The 19,773-nt window shown below is 66.5% G+C and carries 20 protein-coding genes; 6 read left to right on the top strand and 14 right to left on the bottom strand.

The genetic code is table 11. The annotated features are described in order from the left end of the window. Positions 1-57: 57 nt before the first annotated feature. The 6 genes from RJ1_RS02350 to RJ1_RS02325 all read left to right on the top strand — a co-directional run bounded on the left by RJ1_RS02350 (position 58) and on the right by RJ1_RS02325 (position 6,476). Positions 58-753, top strand: a complete 696-nt coding sequence (locus RJ1_RS02350) for an alpha/beta fold hydrolase (protein WP_073358280.1) — start codon at positions 58-60, stop codon at positions 751-753. An 87-nt stretch (positions 754-840) separates the two neighbouring features. Further along, on the top strand, positions 841-1,878 hold the full coding sequence (locus RJ1_RS02345) for an ABC transporter substrate-binding protein (protein WP_073358279.1): 1,038 nt from the start codon (positions 841-843) through the stop codon (positions 1,876-1,878). Further along, a complete protein-coding gene (locus RJ1_RS02340; RefSeq protein ID WP_073358278.1) occupies positions 1,875-2,651 on the top strand; it encodes an SDR family NAD(P)-dependent oxidoreductase in 777 nt (258 codons plus the stop codon). The genes RJ1_RS02345 and RJ1_RS02340 overlap by 4 nt, the downstream gene beginning before the upstream one ends. 148 nt (positions 2,652-2,799) lie before the next feature. After that, entirely contained in the window at positions 2,800-3,966 is a 1,167-nt protein-coding gene (locus RJ1_RS02335) for an ABC transporter ATP-binding protein (protein WP_073358277.1), read from the top strand. Then, a complete protein-coding gene (locus tag RJ1_RS02330) occupies positions 3,966-5,666 on the top strand; it encodes an ABC transporter permease (protein WP_073358276.1) in 1,701 nt (566 codons plus the stop codon). Before RJ1_RS02335 ends, RJ1_RS02330 begins: the two co-directional genes overlap by 1 nt. 45 nt (positions 5,667-5,711) lie before the next feature. Then, complete coding sequence (locus RJ1_RS02325) at positions 5,712-6,476, top strand: SDR family NAD(P)-dependent oxidoreductase (RefSeq protein ID WP_073358275.1); 765 nt, start codon at positions 5,712-5,714, stop codon at positions 6,474-6,476. Between the two features lie 67 nt (positions 6,477-6,543). Here RJ1_RS02325 and RJ1_RS02320 read toward each other — a convergent pair whose 3' ends face one another. From RJ1_RS02320 to RJ1_RS02255, 14 genes are all read right to left on the bottom strand, one after another. Beyond that, entirely contained in the window at positions 6,544-7,575 is a 1,032-nt protein-coding gene (locus tag RJ1_RS02320) for an NADP-dependent oxidoreductase (protein ID WP_073358274.1), read from the bottom strand. Between the two features lie 68 nt (positions 7,576-7,643). Further along, positions 7,644-8,660: an MBL fold metallo-hydrolase gene (locus RJ1_RS02315; RefSeq protein ID WP_240319784.1), complete on the bottom strand. Its 1,017-nt coding sequence runs from the start codon at positions 8,658-8,660 to the stop codon at positions 7,644-7,646. Then, positions 8,657-8,992, bottom strand: coding sequence for an EthD family reductase (locus RJ1_RS02310; RefSeq protein ID WP_073358272.1), 336 nt, complete (start codon positions 8,990-8,992; stop codon positions 8,657-8,659). Before RJ1_RS02310 ends, RJ1_RS02315 begins: the two co-directional genes overlap by 4 nt. A 75-nt stretch (positions 8,993-9,067) precedes the next feature. Next, on the bottom strand, positions 9,068-9,676 hold the full coding sequence (locus tag RJ1_RS02305; protein WP_083400518.1) for a TetR/AcrR family transcriptional regulator: 609 nt from the start codon (positions 9,674-9,676) through the stop codon (positions 9,068-9,070). 87 nt (positions 9,677-9,763) lie between these two features. After that, positions 9,764-11,266: a class I adenylate-forming enzyme family protein gene (locus RJ1_RS02300; protein ID WP_073358270.1), complete on the bottom strand. Its 1,503-nt coding sequence runs from the start codon at positions 11,264-11,266 to the stop codon at positions 9,764-9,766. A 75-nt stretch (positions 11,267-11,341) separates the two neighbouring features. Beyond that, positions 11,342-12,373, bottom strand: a complete 1,032-nt coding sequence (locus tag RJ1_RS02295) for an NAD(P)-dependent alcohol dehydrogenase (RefSeq protein ID WP_073358359.1) — start codon at positions 12,371-12,373, stop codon at positions 11,342-11,344. Positions 12,374-12,394: 21 nt separating this feature from the next. Next, positions 12,395-13,156 (bottom strand): SDR family NAD(P)-dependent oxidoreductase, encoded by a 762-nt coding sequence (locus RJ1_RS02290; RefSeq protein WP_073358269.1) that lies wholly within the window; start codon positions 13,154-13,156, stop codon positions 12,395-12,397. 35 nt (positions 13,157-13,191) lie between these two features. Next, positions 13,192-13,953 (bottom strand): SDR family NAD(P)-dependent oxidoreductase, encoded by a 762-nt coding sequence (locus RJ1_RS02285; protein ID WP_073358268.1) that lies wholly within the window; start codon positions 13,951-13,953, stop codon positions 13,192-13,194. Next, positions 13,950-15,152 (bottom strand): acyl-CoA dehydrogenase family protein, encoded by a 1,203-nt coding sequence (locus RJ1_RS02280; protein ID WP_073358267.1) that lies wholly within the window; start codon positions 15,150-15,152, stop codon positions 13,950-13,952. Before RJ1_RS02280 ends, RJ1_RS02285 begins: the two co-directional genes overlap by 4 nt. Positions 15,153-15,168: 16 nt before the next feature. Next, the gene (locus tag RJ1_RS02275) at positions 15,169-16,131 is read right to left on the bottom strand and encodes a phosphotransferase family protein (protein WP_073358266.1); all 963 of its coding nucleotides are present in this window, start codon (positions 16,129-16,131) and stop codon (positions 15,169-15,171) included. Further along, positions 16,128-17,333 carry an acyl-CoA dehydrogenase family protein gene (locus RJ1_RS02270; protein WP_174694935.1) on the bottom strand — a complete coding sequence of 402 codons (1,206 nt, stop codon included), beginning with the start codon at positions 17,331-17,333 and terminating at the stop codon, positions 16,128-16,130. The genes RJ1_RS02275 and RJ1_RS02270 overlap by 4 nt, the downstream gene beginning before the upstream one ends. A 9-nt stretch (positions 17,334-17,342) precedes the next feature. Next, positions 17,343-18,491: a thiolase family protein gene (locus RJ1_RS02265; protein WP_073358265.1), complete on the bottom strand. Its 1,149-nt coding sequence runs from the start codon at positions 18,489-18,491 to the stop codon at positions 17,343-17,345. After that, complete coding sequence (locus tag RJ1_RS02260; protein ID WP_073358264.1) at positions 18,491-18,868, bottom strand: Zn-ribbon domain-containing OB-fold protein; 378 nt, start codon at positions 18,866-18,868, stop codon at positions 18,491-18,493. The genes RJ1_RS02265 and RJ1_RS02260 overlap by 1 nt, the downstream gene beginning before the upstream one ends. 37 nt (positions 18,869-18,905) lie before the next feature. Then, positions 18,906-19,694 carry an enoyl-CoA hydratase/isomerase family protein gene (locus tag RJ1_RS02255; RefSeq protein WP_073358263.1) on the bottom strand — a complete coding sequence of 263 codons (789 nt, stop codon included), beginning with the start codon at positions 19,692-19,694 and terminating at the stop codon, positions 18,906-18,908. Positions 19,695-19,773: the final 79 nt, after the last annotated feature.

Below are 19,773 nucleotides of genomic sequence, written 5' to 3'. Positions count from 1 at the left end.
CACAGGGCGATTTCCCTAGATTCAAACTGATATCAGTTCAATTTAGTGAGGGGCATCATGTCGTTTGTTCTCGTCCATGGCGCAGGAGTGGGCGCCTCCTGCTGGGAGCCTCTCCTTCCGTTGCTCGAAGGTGACACTCTCGCAGTCGATCTCCCGGGACGGGGTGGACGCCGCTCCGTCGACCCGCGGTCGGTCACCCTCGCCGACTGCGCCGCCGCCCTCGTCGAGGACGTCGAGGCGGCGAACCTCGACGACATCGTTCTCGTCGCACATTCCTTCGCAGGAGTGACGGCCCCGCTGGCCATGTCAGCGCTCGCGGACCGACTACGGCACGTCGTGCTCCTCTCCGCCGTCGTCCCGCCCGACGGCACGCGGGTGATCGACCAGATCGATCCGGACGTCCGCATCGCGGTCGAAGCGTCGATAGAAGGCGGTGTCTATCGCCAGGATCCACTGGGCGCCGCAGCGATGCTCTGCAACGACATGGACGCCGAGCAGACCGACTGGATGATCGACCAGTTGGTCGACGATTCCGGTGCGCTACTCACCGAGTTCGTGGATCTGTCCGGTCTCCGTGCCGACGTACCCCGTACATACGTACGTTTAACGAAGGACACGTGCTATCCGCCCGAGCTGCAGGAGCGTTCGGCTGCCGTCGTCGGCGGCGACACCGTCTTTCTCGAGTCCGGCCACATGGCCATGGTGACGATTCCCGATCGCGTTGCCGCACTGCTCGACAGGCTCGCGTCGTAGGGATTCGCCCCGCATTCGATCTCTCACTCCGCTACCGACTACACAGGTTCGCATCCGGCGAACCGATTCCGGAAGGACTTTCATGCCATGAGAAGTGTGCCGATCAAGCTGATGGCCGTCGCGGTGGTCGCCGCGTTCGCCTCCGCCGCCTGCGGATCCGGTGGTTCCGGTGTCAATCAACCCGTGTCGGGCACGTGGGACGACGTCGTTGCAGCAGCCAAGGGCGAGGGCAGTGTCCTGCTGTACTCGAGCCAGAACCCCGCCAATCTCGAAGCCCTCACAGTGGCATTCGAGCAGGAGTATCCCGAGATCTCCCTCGAGTACGTCCGGGGAACCGACGCCGACATCAACCCGAAGGTCGAGGTCGAGAACAAGACGAAACGCGGCACGGCTGATGTCCACATGCTGACCGACGCCGCCTGGATCGAGAATGCCGCCGAGTCGGGCACCTACTCGACCGACCTCGTCGGCCCGGCATTCGATGCGCCGGAGTACGAACCGCAGAAGAGCATCATGTCCGACAAGTTCTTCCTCACGAGTGCGGCGGTGTTCGCCCTGGGGTGGAACACGACAGCGCTTCCCGGCGGTCTGCAGAAGCCGGCAGACCTGCTCGACCCGGCATTGAAGGGCAAGATCGGCATCGTCAACCCGTCGGGCATCGCCTCGTATGTCGACTTCTACCGATTCTTCGAAAAGAACTTCGGCGACGACTATCTCCAGAAGCTCGCGGAACTGAAACCGCGCATCTACCCGAGTGCACTGGGCGTCGCTCAGGCCCTGACCTCGGGGGAGATCGTCGCGACCCCAGTGGTGCAGCCCCTGGTGCGAGAGAACGAATCGGGTGCACCGGTGGACTGGGCGCTGCCGTCACCCCCGTGGGGAACCCCCTGGTTCACCCACGCCCTGTCCGCGGCGCCACACCCGAATGCAGCTCAGGTGCTGGCGAATTTCATGGTGACACCCGCAGGCCAGAAGGCGTTGTCGCTCGGCTACGCGAGCGCGCTCCCCGATATCGAAGGAAGTGTCGCCCGCGCGCAGGACATCGCGCTGCCCAATCCGTCCGAGCTGACGCCCGAATCGCTCACCGAATACCAGTCCGACTGGGAAAAGCGGTTCATCCAGTGACCACCCACGACGCACGACTGCGTGACACCTGCGCGCTCGTGACCGGTGCTGCACGAGGGATCGGCGCCGCGACCGCGGAACTCTTCCACGCCCACGGGGCGACGGTGTACCTGTGCGATGTCGACGACGAGCTGGGCAACAGTGTGGCGGCGAAACTCGGTGCGCGAGCCCACTATCGGCATCTCGACATCACGGACGAATCTCAGTGGAACCGGGTGACCACCGAGATGGCGGAGCGCGGGCATCCGATGCGCATTCTCGTCAACTCCGCGGGCGCTGCCTCCAAGGCGTCGATCATGCAGACCTCGGTCGCCGAGTTGCGACGCATGATCGACCTCAACCTGGTGGGCACCTTCCTCGGACTGCAGGCGGCCGGCGCCGCGATGACCACCGGCGGTTCGGTCGTCAACTTGTCTTCGCTGCGCGGCGTCCTCGCCACCGCCGAACTCGGTGCGTACGGCGCGTCGAAGTTCGGCGTTCGCGCCCTCACACGCGTTGCGGCGCTGGAGTTCGCGGAATCGAATATCCGGGTCAACGCGGTCTGCCCCGGCAGCATCGATACGGCCATCACCGCGGGCGCCGACTTCGCCGACGACGACATGGACGCGTATGTGAAAAGCATTCCGTTGCAACGCCGGGGTATGCCGCTCGAGGTGGCGAAGGCCATCCTGTTCCTCGCGAGCGACGACAGCAGCTATGTCACCGGCACCGATCTCATGATCGACGGTGGAACGTCCGCGGGCGCCAGGACGCCGAAGCGCTCGTCGCGGTGACGCGCACCGGCCCGACAGCTTCTTGCCCGCCGCCCCGACCCCGGCTATCGTGAGATGAACTGAATTCACTTTATCTCCGTCCTGCTCCGAAGCCAGGAGCCCGACGGACGCTCTCCCCACAAACCACTCGCAACCAAGCAGGTGCCAGGTGACATCGCAATTCAGGGTTTCCAACCTGACCAAGACCTTCGGGTCCAACACCATCGTCGATCAACTCGACCTCGACATCGAGGACGGTGAATTCCTCGTCCTGCTCGGCCCCAGCGGTTGCGGGAAAACGACCACGCTCCGCTGCATCGCCGGCCTCGAGACACCCGAGGGCGGGTCGATCACGTTCAAGGACCACACCGTCTTCGACGCGTCGACCCGTGCCAACGTTCCGGCCTACAAGCGCAACATCGGCATGGTCTTCCAGTCCTACGCACTGTGGCCCAACATGACGGTGCGAGAGAACATCCGATACCCGCTGAAGGTTCGACGGATGAAGAGCGCCATCGCCGCCGGGCAGGTCGAAACCGCAGCAGGAATGGTGGACTGCGGAGCCCTGCTCGACCGGTATCCCTCCCAACTCAGCGGTGGGCAGCAACAGCGAGTCGCGGTGGCGCGCGGATTGGTCGCACAACCCGATCTGGTGCTGTTCGACGAACCCCTGAGCAATCTCGACGCACGACTGCGCGATCAGGTGCGGTCCCAGATTCATCAACTCCATCAACGTCTGGGCTTCACGGCCGTATTCGTCACCCATGACCAGGCCGAGGCGTTTGCGCTCGGCGACCGACTCGCCATCATGAAGGCGGGCAGGATCGAGCAGTACGACACCCCGGAACGGGTCTACGAGTCCCCGTCCTCCGACTATGTCGCCGCGTTCATCGGCATGGCGAATCGACTCGAACTCGTCCGGCGGCACGAGGGTTGGACGACGCGAGCGGGTACTCCGGTAGATCTCGGCGCGGCCGGCGTCCAGGGCGGACACATCAGCGGCGACGCGGCGTTGGGACGAATGCGTCCCGACGACCTCGCACTTCATCGTTCGCTCGACGAGGTCGCCCCGGGTGATGTCGGCCTGACGGGCGAACTCGTCACCTCGGAGTACGGGGGTCGTCATTTCGACGTGACGGTCAACGCCGGTGGCGAGCGGTTGTACCTTCGCGCGGATGCGGCACGACACGGGGCCTGGTTGCGTGGCGCCTCCACGGGATCCCCCCTGGTGGTCAGCTTCTCCCCCACCGCACTGCGGGTGTTCCCGCACCCCGACGGGCACGTCGATCTGCAGGTTCCCGTGCTCGCCCAGGCCACCGCCCGATCGGAGGCATGATGGCTACGGTTGCCGTACACCGCGACGCGCGTCCGCTCGTCGTCAGCACGGTGTGGCGAACCCGCCTCGGGTACGGCGCACTGATGGTGGTTCTCGCATACCTCATCGTGCTCCCGCTCTTCCGGCTGCAGTCGCTGGCGTTCGAAGACGGCGCACGCGGATATCAGGCCCAGTACGGGCGGTACGACATCGGTCAAACCATCCGGACGACCATCGCCCTCGCCGTCACCTCACTCGCTATCGCGATGGTTCTGGGCACGGTGCTCGCGTTCGCGGCCACCAGGCTGCCACGACGGCTGAGTTTCCTCCGGATCGTCCCCATCCTGCCCATCGTGATGCCCGCGGTCGCCAATGTCGTCGGGTGGGCATTCCTCCTCTCTCCGGGACCCGGGTACCTGAACGCACTACTGCGGAAACTTCCCTGGTGGAATCACGTGGATTCCGGACCGGTCGATGTCTACAGCACGCCGTGGATCATCATTCTCACGGGTTTCGGACTCACCTCCTTCGTCTACCTCTTCGTCAGCGCGGGAATGCAGAACATCAGTTCCGAGCACCTCGAGGCCGCACAGATCAGCGGTTCGTCGACGCTCGGAGTGTTCTTTCGCGTGGTCCTTCCGCTACTTCGCCCGTCCCTCGTGTACGGCGGTGGAATTGCGCTGCTCCTCGGATTGGGCCAGTTCACCGGACCGCTCCTGCTGGGTCAGAACACCGGCGTCAAGGTGCTGACCACCGAAATGTATCGGCGTGTGTCCGAGTCGCCTGCGGACTTCGCGGCGGCCGCGGCCGCGGGTTCACCGCTCGTCATCTTCGGAGTCGTCGTCGTGATCGCGCAGAAGATGCTTCTCGGCAATCAGTCGCGCTTCGTCACCCACGGGGGAAAAGCGTTCGCACCGAACACCGGTCGCTCGGCCTGGGCCGCGGTGGCGATCTCCGTGTACGCGATTCTCGCACTCGTCATTCCGCTGATCGGACTGGCCATCGTGGCCGTGTCTCCGTACTGGTCGGAATCACTGTCCTGGAATCTGTTCACCCTCGACAACTTCCGGGCACTCTTCCAGACGGCGAGCATCGTCGACTCGGTATACACGAGTCTCCTCACCTCCGTCGTGGCGGTCGTGATCTGCGTGCCGATCGGCTACCTCACCGCCACCCTGCTCGTGCGAGGTCGCAAACACCGGGTCCTCGGGACTGTCGGTGACGTCATCACAGCCCTCCCCCTGGGCATTCCAGCGGTGATCTTCGGTGTCGGGTTCCTGCTGACCTACACTCAGCCTCCGCTGATCCTCTACGGCACCAAAGCGGTCATCATCCTCGTCTACGTCGTGCTGATGGTGCCCTTCTCCACTCGCATGCAGATGACGGCGATGCTGTCGCTCGGGGAGACCTACGCCGAGGCGTCGGCGACGAGCGGCGCGAGCCCGTTCGTCACCAACGTCCGGGTGATCCTGCCACTGATGAGGCCGACCGTGCTCAGTGCCGTCGCCCTGATGTTCATCCTGCTGACCCACGAGTTCGCCGCCTCCCTGCTCGTCCGCGCCGCCACGACCCAGGTGATGGGTACGCTGCTGTTCGACCTGTGGGAGAACGGTTCCTACCCGCTGGTGGCCGCGATGGCGCTGCTCATGACGGCCGTGACCAGTATCGGCGTCGTGATCGCGATGCTCGTCGGTGGCCGAAATGTACTGAGCAATCTGTGATGTCGATCTGCCCTGCCAGATCCGAACGAGTGACAAGGAGTCAAGATGACTGTCGGCCCTGACCGACTTCGCGACAAGGTCGTCCTGTTGACGGGTGCGACCGGTGGAATCGGCGTCGAGATCGTCCGCAGGCTCGCCGACGAAGGCGCTCACGTCGTCGTGACCGATCTCGACGAGGCGGCCTGTAGCGATCTGCTCCGCACTGTCGCCCGGCCCGAGCGACACGCCGCGCACGCCTTGGACGTCTCGTCCGAGGAACAGTGGGAGGCGGTCGTCGCAGCAACCGAGGGGACGTTCGGTGCATTGCACGCCCTGGTCAACAACGCGGCCATCGGCAGCGTCGCCACGGCCGAGGACGAAACCCGATCCCACTGGGATCGCGTGATCGGGGTCGGCCAGACCGGCACTTGGCTGGGCATGAAACATGCCGGACCACTGATCGAGCGCAGCGGCGGCGGTTCGATCGTGAACATGTGCTCGATCCTGGGCACCGTGGGCGGTCTGGGTAACAGCGTCGCCTACGCGGCGGCCAAAGGCGCCGTCCGCACGATGACCAAGAACGCCGCCCTGCACTGGGCGAAAGCGGGAGTACGGGTCAATTCGCTACACCCGGGGTTCATCGGTACCGCCCCGCTGCTCGAGCGCTGGGAGGGCAGCGAGCGTCATCGCGAGATGCTGGCCGGCACGCCGATGGGACGACTCGGACGCGGTGAGGAGATCGCGGCCGCGGTCGCCTTCCTCGCCGGCGACGACTCCAGCTTCGTCACCGGTTCCGAGATCTACGCCGACGGTGGGTGGACGGCGGCCTGAGCTGCGCAGAAGAACATGGCCTCCGCGTGATGCGGAGGCCATGTTCGTCGGTGTAGCCGCCGGAGCATCACCGCAGACGGCACAGCGTCTTTCCCACGGTGCGGCCGCGCAGCATCGCGACGATGGCATCCGGTGCCGACTCGAGGCCGTCGAACACGGTTTCCGCGGCAACGAGCCGGCCGTCGCGGAGGTAGTTCCCGACCTCGGCCCGCATGTCGCCAAGCAGATGGTCGTATGCACCGGCCCGGAACCCCCTCACCGTGAGGTTCTTTGCCACGATCTGAAAGAGATTGTTCGGGCCTGCAGCCGCCGTCTCCGCGTCATAGGACGCGACGGCGCCCGCCATGGCAACCCGGCCTCCTCGCCGGAGGTGGTACAGCGCGGCCTCGAGATGCGCTCCGCCGACGTTGTCGAAATACAGATCGATGCCGTTCGGTGCCGCGCTTTCGAGAGCTCCGATCAGGTCCGGCGTGTGGTAATCGAACACGGCATCGAGTTTCAGTTCCTCCGAGAGGAACCGGGCCTTCTCGGCGGATCCCGTGCTGCCGACCACGTAGTGACCTCTGAGCCGCGCAATCTGCGCAGCGAGGCTACCGACCGCTCCGGCCGCCGACGAGATCCAGACGACATCGTCATCCGTGAGTTCACCGATGCACTGCAACCCCACATAGGCGGTGAGCCCGGAGCTGCCCAGTGCTCCGAGATACGACTGCGGCGAATGCTCGGTCGTGTCGAGTCGTGTCACACCGCCCGCCCCTGCCAGGGTGTCACCGTCCTGCCGGATCACAGCGAACTCACGAAAGCCGTTGATATGCAGCACCATGTCGCCCGGCTCGAAGCCGGGGGCACGGGACTGGACCACCTCGCCGACGGCCAACCCGGTCAGCGTCTCCCCGATGCGGAACGGGGGCAGGTAGCCGGCGGGGCCGGTGGGACCGAGGCGCATCCTCACGGACGGGTCGATCGACAGCCACGAGTTGCGAACGAGAATGTCACCGGGACCCAAGCCCTCGGGAACGCTCACCACGTCGAGAGAGAAGTCGTCCGACCGAACCCTCCCCTGGGGATGGCGTGCCAGTTTCAGCTCACGACTCTGCACGGAAATCCTTCCATCGAAGTAACGGACCGTCGGGTGCCCGAACGGTCGACCGTCGCCCGGAGTTCCGCTCAGGCAACGGCGAAGACGTCGCGGTCGCCTCGGCTCCGGACCGTGATCTGGCCGCGGTCGACCAAGGTGTCGAGGTGCGCGAGCGTCTCACAGGTGGCGATCATCCGGTTGAACGGGTCCAGCGTGGCGAACGGCCGTTCGCGACGGGTCCACGGGATGGCCTCCGCAACGGCCGACGCAGTGACCGGTCCCAGCGTGGCCAGGGCGTCGCGCATGGCGGCGAATCGCCGGTCATGATGCACGAGAAGCTCTTCGACGCGAACGTGAACGCTCGGCGTCGGATCTCCGTGTGCCGGCAGGAGTTGCGAATCGGGGCGGTCGAGCAATCCGGACAGTGAGTCGAGATAGCGCCCCAAGGGCAGGTCCCACTCACCGAGTTCGAAGCCGATCGACGGGGTGATCGAGGGCAGTACGTGGTCTCCGCTGAAGAGCAGTCCGCGCTGCGTATCATGAAAGACCATGTGCCCCTTGGTATGGCCCGGCGTGTGCACGACATCGACAGCGTGCTGCCCGATCCGGAGCGGACCCGCGGCGAGCCAGTGGTCGGGCTTTTCCCAGTCCGAGGGGTAGAACGGTTCCGCGGCGGTCAGCGCCTCGACGGTGTCGGCCAGGACGGGGGCTCCGGCGCGGCGGAGTTCGTGGAGCGAATTCGTCGGGACGTTGCTGCCGAGTGCACCGACAGCCGCCAATCCGTCCGCCTCGGCGACACCGAGATGGACGCGTGAACCGTGACGGCGGCGGAGTTCGACGGCGAACGTGTAGTGATCGCGGTGCACGTGGGTGACGTAGATGTCGTGAATCTGCTCGGTGCCGTGACCGATCCGGCGTAGTGCGCGTTCCATCTCCCCGAAGGTCGTGTCGACTCGCCAGCCACCGTCGACGAGGGCCAGGCCGTCCGGAGTCTCGAGAGCGTAGACGTTCACCGCTCCGAGACCGTCGGCAGGCATCTGGAGCGGCACTCGGTGCACGCCGGGCGCCACCTCGTAGCAGCCCGGCTCCATCCACCGGGCCCTCATGATGTGCCGCTGTCCACTTCGACCATCGTTTTCTCCTCGCCCATGACGAGGATGCGCTTTCCGCGCATCTGGCCGACGTTGTCCACCGCTGCTTGCCACTGCGGGCTGGCGAGCGCGGCATCGAGGTCCTCGCGGGAGTCGAAGCTCAGGATCGACACGCCGTCCCATTCCCGGGACCTGTCGTCCATCGCGTCGAGCACTTCGGTGTGCTGCCATCGCCGCAGGCCGGGGAGCGGATAGGTCACGTCGGCATGTTCCCCGCGCCACCACTCGATGAACTGCTCGTGGCTCCAGTCGTGGGGACGGGCGGCCAAGACGATCAAGTTGTACATTCATCACTCCAATACTGACCTGAATTAAGTTCAATTAGTGAGCGCGCGCGGAAGCCACTCCACGAACGCCGCGCGTTATGCGCGGACGATACGCAGAGTGGTGTCGCGGACGTGTCGGTTGAGCTGGTCGAGACTCATGTCGCCATCGGGCCGGTACCAACGCCACACGCTGACGACGAGTCCGAGGACCAACCGGGCCATCAGACGTGGATCGGCGTCGGCGAAGACTCCGGCGCCCATCCCCTTCGCAATGAGGAGAGACCACGCTTCTTCGATCGAGTTCACCAGCGCACGTGAGGTCTGGCGCTCGGCTTCTTCCTTCTCGGACTGGCGTGGGGTGGCGAGCAGATCCATGTGGCTCTGGAGGATGCGACGCTGCAGGGCGTCCCGCGGGGTCGCTTCCAGCGCACTGGTGACGGCAGCACCCAACGCCTCCACCGGATCGTCGACGCCCTCGATCGCGGCCGTGAATCGCTCGAGGGACTCCGCCAGTTCGAGACGCATGATGGTCAGCAGGCAGTGAGCCTTGGACTCGAAGTAGTGGTAGAGCGCCGTCTGGCCGATACCGACCTCGTCGGCGATCGACGCCCACTTCGTGTGCTCGAAGCCCACTTCCCCGAAGCGTTCGATCGCGGCCGTGAGGATGAGCCCGCGCTTGGAACGCGGACCATCGCGGAGCGTCATGGCTTCTACAGACACGGGATCCCCATCCATCTGTTGTCGGGTCGGTACCGGTAAGACTACCTGAACTGAGGTCAAGTCGGGTCGAGATCAGTGGCTCTCGGTACCGGCGAGCAGGCGCGTTGCAAGGTCCACCGCATCCGGTCGAGACAGTTTCCCGACGCGGTTCTGCGGCAGATCGTCGATCGTGAAGACGAACTCCGGCCACTTGAACTTCGGGAACTCGACTTCTCCGAGGTGCGCGGTCACCTCACCGAGGGTAATCGGTGCACCCGTGCTCACGACCAGGGCTGCGGCGCGTTCACCGAGGAGCTCGTCCGGCACCGGTACCACGCACACCTGGGAGACGGTCGGGATGCCCGCGATGGCGGCCTCGACCTCGTTGATATCGATGTTGCGGCCCCCGCGAATGATGATCTGCTTCTGCCGCCCCATCACCCGGATGCTCCCGTCCTCCGCGACTTCGACGAGGTCGCCGGTGGGCAGGAATCCGTCCGCCGTGAGTTCGGGCGGTGCGGGAGCCCCGGCTCGGGCATAACCGACGAAGAGGGACGGTCCGGCGACCTCGGCATCGCCCACCCGCCCCGGTGGCAGTGGCGCGCCCTGTTCGTCGACCGCTCGGACAACGGTGCCGGGGAACGGACGACCGTCCCGGCCCAGGCGTACGGCCGGCTCGTCCGAGGGCAGCGGGGTGGTGTGCCCGAGGCATTCGGACATACCGAACACCCGCAGAAACGTCGTCCCGAGCGTCTGCTCGGCGCGACCGAGCGCGCCGGCATCCATCGGGCCGCCGCCGACGGTCATCGCTCGCAGAGAGGTCAGCGCGCCCGCCGCGTCCGGCGCGACAGCCAGCTGGAGCGCCATGGTCGGGACGAGCATCGTCCACGCAACCTGGTGTTTCCTCACCACCTCGAGGGCGGTTGCAGGCTTCCAGCCGTCCATGCAGACCATCGGCGCGGCCAGCATCGCGGGGAGGTAGAGCCCGAAGCAGAATGCGGCCACCGACGAGAGCGGGACGAATGCGGCAATCGGATCCCCGGGTTCGAGGCCGACCGCGTCGATCGTGCAACGGCACGCGTACCGGATCGCAGATTCCGACTGCACCACGCACTTGGGATGCCCGGTCGACCCGGACGTCATCGCGATCGCGATCCCGCCGTTCCACCGCCTGACATCGCTGACCGGTGATCGCGACCAGCGCACCGCCCAGCCGCCCAGTGCGGTCGACTCTTCACCGAAGCGGTCGTCCGGTACACCCCAGTGGGCAAGAGACTCCCGGTCCGCGATCACCACGTCGGGCGCGATGTCGTGGAGGGCCACAGCGAACTCCGACGGGGTGGCATGCCTGCTGAACACGGCGACGACACCGCCCCGCAGACCGACCGCGAGTGCCGCGGTCAGTGTCCGCCAACTGTTGTCCGCTTGCACGAGCACGGTGGGCGATCCCCCGGGGGTGGTGTCCAACAGTGCGGCGAGCTCGGTCGCCGCCGCGACCACGCTCGCAGCGGTGTACTCGCCCGAGGCGTCGACGACCGCGATCTCATCCGGCGAATTCTTTGCGCGAGCAACGAATTCGCGAGCCAACTCCCACATCTCGCAGACCTCCTGTTTACCGAACCACTGTCATTCTCAGTCATCACACGCAGCATCGCGCAATCTTTTCTCCGGTCACGGCACGAGGACGGCGCGCCCGCGGATCGCTCCGCGGCGCAGCCGGTCGTATACGTCGAGGGCGTCGTCCAACCGGTACGCCGTCGATTCGACGCTCAGCAACCCTCGATGCGCGAGGTCGATCACCGCCTCGAGATCCGCGCGCGTTCCCCAGAACGGGGCGCTGACCTGCCAGCCGTTGGGTAGTCCGAGGTCTTTGCCGACCGTCAGCCGGCCTCCCCCGCTGCCCACGGTGACCAGGCGGGCACCGGGACCGAGCAACTGCGCAGCCGCCTCCGTGGTGGCCGGTGAACCCACGAAATCGAAGACCACATCAGCGTCGATCGACTGAGTGATCCGGGCGATGTCGGCGAACACCGCGTCGGCTCCCAGCCGCATCGCGAGCGCGCGGGATTCCGGACGCGGATCGACGGCGAACACGGTGCCTGCGCCGAGGGCACGAAGAATCTGGACGGCGAGGTGGCCCAGTCCACCGACGCCGACCACTACCGCGACGGAGTGGCCGTCGACGAGATCCCGGTTCGTGCGGATCGCGTGGTAGGCGGTCAGGGCCGCATCGGCGAGCGGGGCGGCACTCTCGGGAGCAAGCCCCCGGGTGCGCACCACGAACCGTTCCGACGGAACGATCATCGCCTCGGCCAGACCGCCGTCGTAGCCGAGACCGTTGCCGATCGCCGGAAGCCGGCCGTCCGCCCGCCGACGCAGTTCGTGACAGTAGTTCTCCCGGCCCCGACTGCAGTTGCGGCACGCCCCGCAGGACCAGACGCCGTGGATCACCACGGACTCGCCGATCCACGACCTGTCGGCGTCGGGGCCCGCGCCGACAACGGTTCCGGCCACCTCGTGCCCGAGCGTGAGGGGCAGCGGATAGTCGAACACACCGGCGGGTGCGTCCATGACGTGCAGGTCGGATCTGCAGAGCCCCGCCGCCCGGACCTCGATCAGCAGTTCGGCGCCCTGCGGTTCTGGGACCCGGACAGGCAGGACCTGCGCGGGTTCGCCCCAGGCGGTCAACCGCACGGCTCGCATCGTCTCGATGGCCACTGTCCTCTACCTGGCTGCCCAGCCGCCGTCGACGACGAGCGTCTGTCCGGTGACATACGACGACGCATCAGATGCGAGGAACAGCACGGCACCGTCCACTTCACCCGCCCGGCCACCGCGGCCGAGCATCGTGTTGCGGCGCACCCAGTCGGCTGAACGCTGATTGCTGAACAGTCCGTCGGTCATTTCGGTATCGAACCATCCGGGAACGACGGCGTTGACACGGACGCCCCGCCTGCCCCACTGACCCGCCAGTTCGCGGGTCAGACCGAGGATGCCCGCCTTCGACGCCGCATAGCTCGCACCGCCGATGGGAGCGGTGGACACCAACCCGATCACCGAGGAGATGTTGATGATCGAGATCCCCGCGTCCTCCGGAACGGCCGACGCGGCGTACGTGGCGAGATGGAAACCCGCCGCGAGGTTGACGTCGAGAATCGACGCGAACCCGTCGGCGGTTTCGTCCTCCGCGTTCGGAGGTCCGGGCTTACCGGCATTGTTGACGAGGACGTCGACGTGGCCGGTTCGCTCCCGGGCGCGGTCGACGAGCCGGCGGCGGTCGGCGTCGACGGTGATGTCGCATTCGACCGGGACCACGGTGTCGACCTCCTCGGCCAGTGCCGCGAGCCGATCGACTCGGCGAGCGGCCGCAAAGACCGTGGCGCCGGCCGAGGCCAGCGTCCGCGCGAATCCCATTCCCAATCCGGAGGACGCACCCGTGACGACGGCGACGCGACCGCTCAGCTGGAACAGCTCGGGTACCTGCATGTGGTTGGCTCCTACTCGTGTTCGTGGCACCCGCGTCAGTAGACGGCGGTGCGTCCGCCGTCTACCGGGATGATCGCGCCCGTGGTGTAACCGGCACGGTCACCGGCCAGATGCACGACGAGGCCGGCGATTTCATCCGGACGCCCCAGACGTCCGGCCGGGAGCCGGTCGACGATCTTCCCGACGAACTCGTCGTCCCAGTCCGCCGCCATGTCGGTGGCGAATCCGCCCGGCATGATGCAGTTCACCCGCACCCGGGGCGCGTATTCCTGCGCGAAGGCCATCGTCAGCGCATTGAGCCCGTTCTTCGACGCCGCATACATCGCCTCGGGTGGGCTGGGCCGCAGCGCGCCGATGCTCGAGATGTTGATGATCGAGCCGCCTCCGGCGGCGCTCATCCTGGCACCGGCCACCGCCATGAGCCGGAACGGGCCCTTGAGGTTGACTTCGATCGTCTTGTCGAACAGCGACTCCGACACCGACTCCAGGGTCGGGGACAGGGGCGCGATTCCGGCGTTGTTCACGACGACGTCGAGACTTCCGAACCGCGTGAGAATGTGGTCGACCGCGAGTTCGATCGCGTCCCACCTCCCGACGTGCAGTGCCAGCGGTTCGGCGATTCCACCGGTGTCCTTCGTGATCGCGCGGGCCGCGGAGACGCATGCCTCCTCCTTGCGGCTCGACACGATCACGGTGGCTCCCGCGGCGGCCAGCCCACTGGCGATGGCGTATCCGAGCCCCCGGGTGGCGCCCGTGACCAGTGCGACCTTGCCCTTCAACTCTTCAGTCGTGTTCATGCGTACTTCTTCAGTTCGAGGCGCGCGACCGTGCGCAGATGGACTTCGTTCGGGCCGTCGGCGATCTGCAGTGCACGGGTGATGGCGTAGAGCCGGGCCAGGATCGTGTCGTCACTCACTCCTGCGGCGCCGTGCGCCTGGACGGCGCGGTCGACCACGCGATGAGCAATCTCCATGGCGGCCACCTTGATCGCGGCCACTTCCGAACGGGCAGCGGCGTTGCCGCGGGTATCCATCAGCCACGACGACTTCAGGACCAGCAGCCGGATCTGATCGATCTCCACCCGGCTACGCGCAATCCACTCCCGCACCACACCGCGGTCGGCGAGCGGTGCGCCGAATGCAGTGCGCTGCAGCACTCGTCGGCACATCAGTTCGAGGGCGCGTTCGGCCATGCCGATCGCCCGCATCGCGTAGTGCATGCGTCCCGGACCGAGTCGGCCCTGCGCGATCGCGAACCCGTCGCCCTCGGCGCCGAGCATGTGGTCGGCCGGCACCCGCACGTCCGTGAACTGGACCTCGCCGTGACCGAGCCGGTCGTGGTAGCCGAACATGGGCAGATCGCGGAGCACCTCGATGCCGGGGGCATCCGCGGGCACCAGGATCATGCTCTGCTGCCGGTACGTCGGAGCCTCGGGATCGGACTTGCCCATGAAGATGACGAGCTTGCAGTCGGGGTCGAGAATGCCCGAGGTGTACCACTTCCGGCCGTTCAGGACGTACTCGTCGCCCTCGCGGCGGATGGTCGAGGTGATGTTCGTGGCGTCCGAACTCGCCACGTCCGGCTCCGTCATCGCGAACGCCGACCTGATCGAGCAGTCGAGGAGCGGCTCCAGCCAGCGCGACTGCTGCTGCGGGGTGCCGTACATGGCGAGAATTTCCATGTTGCCGGTGTCGGGTGCCGAGCAGTTGACGGCCTCGTTGCCGATCATCGAGCGGCCGACCATCTCGGCGAGGGGGGCGTACTCGAGGTTGGTCAGCCCGGCGCCCCACTCGCCGTGCGTCATGAAGAGGTTCCACAAGCCGAGTTCTCGTGCCTTCGCCTGCAGGTCCAGCATGACCTTCGGCTGCTCATGGGGGTTGGCATTTGTACGGATCTGCTCGTCGTACACGGCCTCGGCCGGATAGACGTGCTCTTCCATGAAGGTCCGTAGCTGCTCGAGCAGTCGCTCGGTGCGTGCGGAATATCCGAAGTCCACGTGTCGTCCTTTCTGATCAGGCGAGTAGCGCAGTGCCAGTGCGAATGAGCTGTGAGATGGTGTCGGGCAGCCGTTCCTGATCGGGGTCGTGGTGGCGGCCCTCACGGTGCCGCCGCAGGTTGTGCCCCATGATCGCCGCCATCTTCAGACGGCCGAGTGCGTTGAACCAGTGCATGTCCGGCAGTGCCGGGTCGTCCCCGGTGTAGATGTCGATCAGTTCGTCCTCGGACGGCAGATCCGGCACCGCGCGCCCCACTCCGGGAAAGTTCGCACCGTCGGCGAAGACGAGGAACCAGCCCAGTTCGACCCGCGGATCACCCAGGCTCCAGATCTCCCAGTCGATCAACGCCGCCGGCTCCGTGTCACGCGCGATGATGTTGCCGAGCCGGTAGTCACCGTGCACCAGCGTCGGCGCGAGCGCCTCGGGGAGTTCGGCGGCGAGTAGACGCAGCAACTCGTCGCCCCCACTGACGAGCTCGGGGGGAACGGCGTCCAGGGTGCGTTGCCACCGGGCCAGCTCCGCGCCGGGCGACAACGGATCTCCGGCGGCCGGGATCGTGTCGACGGGCACCGCGTGCAGCAGCGGCAGCACCGCCGCGGCCCGGCGCATCCGCGCGGCCGCGACGGCCGGTTCGACCGGCGGCGTATCGAGCACCGGCTCGAGTGATTCCCCGGCAACGCACTCCATCGCGAACCACGCGGGGCCGCTCTCGTCGACGGCGACGATGCGCGGCACGGGAACCTCTGTGGCCCCGAGCGTTTCCATGATCCTCGCCTGGCGCACCATGTCGTGTCGCCCGATGGGGCGTTGCCCTTCGGGTACGGCCTTGACCACGAGGTCGCCGTCACCGGTCCGGACTTTGTAGGTCAGCCCGGAGTGCCCTCCGAGCAACGGCTCGAGCGGGCCGACGTCCAGGCCCGGGTTCTGCTCGCGCAGCCGATGCGCCACACGGTCGTCGAGGATGATCGTCGTACTCACGGGCGGGGCTCCCTCGGCAGGCCGAGCACGCGCTCGGCGAGAATGTTGCGCTGGATCTCGTCCGTGCCGCCGGCGATGCGGTATCCGGGGGCACCGAGCACGTGCTCGGTCCACGCGAACGTGCCCCACTCGCCCGAGTCGGCGATCAGGTCGCGACCCAGCAACAGCCGGACGACTTCCGACGTTCGCGCCATGGTGTCGGTGGCGAGCAACTTGCCCACCGATGCCTCCGGGCCGGGGTCCTTGTCGGCGACCACGGCGGCGGCCACCCGCATTCCGGTCACCCGCTGGACGTAGCTGCGCGTCACCAGATCCGCGACCTTGTCGCGCTCGATTTCGGACAGTTCGCGGCCCAGGTGACGGGCGAGTTCGACAGCCTGATCCGCGTTGGCCAGGCCGAGATTCCCGGCGTCGAGGCGCTCGGCTGCCAGTACGGTCAAGGCAACCGGCCAGCCCTTGCCCACCGGCCCCAGCCGGTAGTCGTCCGACAGTTCGACGCCGTCGAGGTAGACCTCGTTGAAGGAACTGCCCCCGGTCATCTGGCGGATCGGCCGGACGGTGACTCCCGGGGCATCCATCGGGACCAGGAAGACGGTGAGGCCTGCGTGTTTGGGCGCGTCGGGGTCGGTGCGGCACACCGCGACCCCCACGTCGGCGACCCGGGCGCCGGACGTCCAGACCTTGTGTCCGGTGATCGTCCACCGGCCGTCCCGTTCGACCGCCCTCGTCCGGACCGCCGCCAGATCGGATCCGGCTTCGGTTTCGGAAAACAGCTGACAGGCAATGATATCGGTGCGCAGCATCGCCCGCACGTACCGCTCGCGCTGTTCGGGCGTTCCCCACTGGGCGATGGCGGGCGCGACCAGTTGCTGGGTCACCGAGAACATTTCGGTGCGGCGTGGCACGTCGAACGCGTTCTCCTCCCGCCGGAATGCGAGCACACAGGACATCGGCAGAGCGCGCCCACCGTATTCGACCGGCCAGTTCATCGAACCCCAGCCGGCGTCGAATTTCGTCTGTTCGTACGTGCGGATGTGGTCGGTCTCGTCGCGCTCCTGCTCCGCGGTCCAATTCTCGAAGACGGCGACCGAGTCGGATCCCACCCCCCATTTGATCTGGGTGCGCGGTTCGGCGACCGTCCTCAGCCACGCTCGCGCGTCGTCCACGAACTGGTCCATGTCGGGCATCGTTGCTTGATTCATGGCTCTTCCTCAGACTGACAGGACGGTGCAGGCGCTGATCCCGGGGGCACCGTAGACATGGGTGAATCCGATGCGCGGGCTTCCGGGGACCTGTCGGGCACCGGCCTCCCCGCGCAACTGCGTGACGATCTCGTGTATCTGCCGGAGGCCGGACGCGCCGATCGGTTCCCCGTTCGCGATGCAGCCACCGTCGGTGTTGATCGGGATCCGCCCGCCGATCTCCGTCTCGCCCGCGGCAATCAGCTTTTCCTGCTCGCCGTGCTCGCAGAATCCACATTCGGCCATGTGCATGATCTCGGCGCCGCTCTCCGTGTCCTGGAGTTGCGCCACATCCACGTCGGACGGGCCGAGTCCGGCCTGCTCGAACGCCGCGGTGGCGGTGGACGTGCTCACGCTGGGTGGGGTTCCCTCGCCCTGTATTGCCGGACCGAACACTTCGAAGGAGCCGAACCGGCGGGTGCCGGCCGCAATCCCCCGCAGTTGCACGGGCCTTCCGCCGAGGCGCCGGACGGCAGCCTCACTCGCCACGACGACAGCCGCACCACCCTCGCCGGGTGAGCAGAACATGTACCGGGTCAGCGGGTCGTTGACCATGTCTGCGGCGGCGATCGCCTCAGCGGAAAGGGCTTCACGCCGCCAGGCATTCGGATTCAACGAGCCGTTGCGATACGCCTTCTCCGCCACGGCGGCCAGGGTGGGCGCGCTGATCCCGTGTTCGCGCATGTACCGCGCGATCTTGATGCCGAAGAATTGGGTGGTCACCATGAGACCTGCCTCGCCGTAGCCGACGGGCAGACCCCAATCCTCCGGCGCCGGGTCGAAGGCGCCGCGCGGATGCTTGTCGAAGCCGACCGCGAGTGCGATGTCAGCGGCGCCCGCGCGGATGGCGTTGACGGCCGACACCAGCGCGCTACCACCGGTCGCGCAACCGTTCTTGACGTTGGTGAACGGGATTCCTGTGAGTCCGAGTTCGGACACCAGGGTGTCGGCGAGCCCGGAACCGTCGCTGCCACCGAATGCGACCTGAACATCGGTCCACGCGATGCCGGCGTCGGACAAGGCGGAGGCGATCGCGTCCAGGGCGAGTCCGCGACCGCTCTTGTCCGGCTGACGTCCGAACTTCGAGAGTCCGGCCCCCATGATCGACACGGTGGACATCAGCGGGTCTCCTTCAGATAGGCGTCGGTGGCGAACCGGGGCACCGGCACCGTGGCGACCAAGGTCACCGGTGCCCCGTCGTCCAACTCGTCGAAGTCGTGGCAGTCGAGCACGGCTTCAATCCTGATTCCCTCGGGGAGTTCGACGTATCCGACCGCGAACGGCGAGAAGCCGTCCGGCGGCGGGACATACGGTGGAGATTTCGGGGCGAACCGCTGAACCGTGTACGCCCAGACCGTTCCGCGTGCACTCACGGTGAACGGCGACATCGCCGTCCCGGCGCACCTCGAGCACACGCGGGTGGCCGGGAACGCGACAGTCGAGCAGTGGGAGCAGCGGCCTGCTTCGAGCGCCGGCGCGGTGTGTGTCTCGCCCATCCTCATTCTCTCCTCGGGATTCGTTGTCGAGCTCGGATCAGCGACCGACCCACTTCGGCTCACGCTTTTCGAGGAAGGCGTTCACGCCTTCTCGGGCGTCCTCCGACTGCAGCGCGTTGCCGACGGCGAGGTGCTCCATCACCATGAGCGACTGGATGTCCGCGTCGAGACCGCGGTCGATGCACATCTTGGTGAGCTTCATCATGAACGGGCTCTTGTCGACGATCGGGGCGATGAACTCGGCGAGAAGCTTGTCCAGATCCTCGGCCGGAGCCGAGGCGTTGATCAGGTCGAACGCCTCCGCCTCCTTACCGGTGAGGAGCTTGCCGGTGAGCATGAGCTCCTTGGTCTTGCGAACTCCGATCATCCGCGGCAGGCGGTAGATCGGGCCCGCCCCACCGAACAGCGCACGGCGGATGTGGAAGTCGCCGATCCGGGCGTCCTCTGCGGCGATCGCGAAGTCGCAGGAGATCATCAGCTCGAAACCGCCTGCGGTGACGAATCCTTCGAGGACCGCGACGGAGGGGGTGTTCATCGAGTACAGGCGGTCGCACACCCGGGCCGACAGCACCGCGACATCCATCGCGGTGGTGGAGCCGACGTACTTTTCGCGCAGCTCGTCGAGGTCGAATCCCGAGCAGAAGGTGCCGTCACGTCCACGCAGGACCAGCACCTTGAGGTTGGGGTCGTTGTCGACCTCCACGATGATCTCGTCGAGGCGATGTAGCAGCTCGACGGTGACCGCGTTCTTCTTGTGCGGGCGGTTGAGCCACACGCGGGCGACGTCGCCGTCCTTCTCGAGCACGATGTGGTCGGTGTCCACCATGTCGGGGTCCTTTCGAAGAATGAAACTGAACTGGATTCACTTCAGTTCTACTGGGTGGAAGCTGGTCCGTCAATAGCGC

The organism is Rhodococcus jostii NBRC 16295, assembly GCF_001894825.1.
Lineage (GTDB): Bacteria > Actinomycetota > Actinomycetes > Mycobacteriales > Mycobacteriaceae > Rhodococcus_F > Rhodococcus_F jostii.
Note: the sequence above shows the minus strand (reverse complement) of the source record. Positions and strands in the feature narration are given on the sequence as shown.

What these genes read in the sequence shown, in the direction of transcription:
- RJ1_RS02350 (WP_073358280.1), top strand. Translation starts at nt 58, where the DNA reads ATGTCGTTTGTTCTCGTCCATGGCGCAGGAGTGGGCGCCTCCTGCTGG.
- RJ1_RS02345 (WP_073358279.1), top strand. Translation starts at nt 841, where the DNA reads ATGAGAAGTGTGCCGATCAAGCTGATGGCCGTCGCGGTGGTCGCCGCG.
- RJ1_RS02330 (WP_073358276.1), top strand. Translation starts at nt 3,966, where the DNA reads ATGGCTACGGTTGCCGTACACCGCGACGCGCGTCCGCTCGTCGTCAGC.
- RJ1_RS02325 (WP_073358275.1), top strand. Translation starts at nt 5,712, where the DNA reads ATGACTGTCGGCCCTGACCGACTTCGCGACAAGGTCGTCCTGTTGACG.
- RJ1_RS02315 (WP_240319784.1), bottom strand. Translation starts at nt 8,660, where the DNA reads ATGAGGGCCCGGTGGATGGAGCCGGGCTGCTACGAGGTGGCGCCCGGC.
- RJ1_RS02310 (WP_073358272.1), bottom strand. Translation starts at nt 8,992, where the DNA reads ATGTACAACTTGATCGTCTTGGCCGCCCGTCCCCACGACTGGAGCCAC.
- RJ1_RS02305 (WP_083400518.1), bottom strand. Translation starts at nt 9,676, where the DNA reads ATGACGCTCCGCGATGGTCCGCGTTCCAAGCGCGGGCTCATCCTCACG.
- RJ1_RS02300 (WP_073358270.1), bottom strand. Translation starts at nt 11,266, where the DNA reads ATGTGGGAGTTGGCTCGCGAATTCGTTGCTCGCGCAAAGAATTCGCCG.
- RJ1_RS02295 (WP_073358359.1), bottom strand. Translation starts at nt 12,373, where the DNA reads ATGCGAGCCGTGCGGTTGACCGCCTGGGGCGAACCCGCGCAGGTCCTG.
- RJ1_RS02290 (WP_073358269.1), bottom strand. Translation starts at nt 13,156, where the DNA reads ATGCAGGTACCCGAGCTGTTCCAGCTGAGCGGTCGCGTCGCCGTCGTC.
- RJ1_RS02285 (WP_073358268.1), bottom strand. Translation starts at nt 13,953, where the DNA reads ATGAACACGACTGAAGAGTTGAAGGGCAAGGTCGCACTGGTCACGGGC.
- RJ1_RS02270 (WP_174694935.1), bottom strand. Translation starts at nt 17,333, where the DNA reads ATGAATCAAGCAACGATGCCCGACATGGACCAGTTCGTGGACGACGCG.
- RJ1_RS02265 (WP_073358265.1), bottom strand. Translation starts at nt 18,491, where the DNA reads ATGTCCACCGTGTCGATCATGGGGGCCGGACTCTCGAAGTTCGGACGT.
- RJ1_RS02260 (WP_073358264.1), bottom strand. Translation starts at nt 18,868, where the DNA reads ATGGGCGAGACACACACCGCGCCGGCGCTCGAAGCAGGCCGCTGCTCC.
- RJ1_RS02255 (WP_073358263.1), bottom strand. Translation starts at nt 19,694, where the DNA reads ATGGTGGACACCGACCACATCGTGCTCGAGAAGGACGGCGACGTCGCC.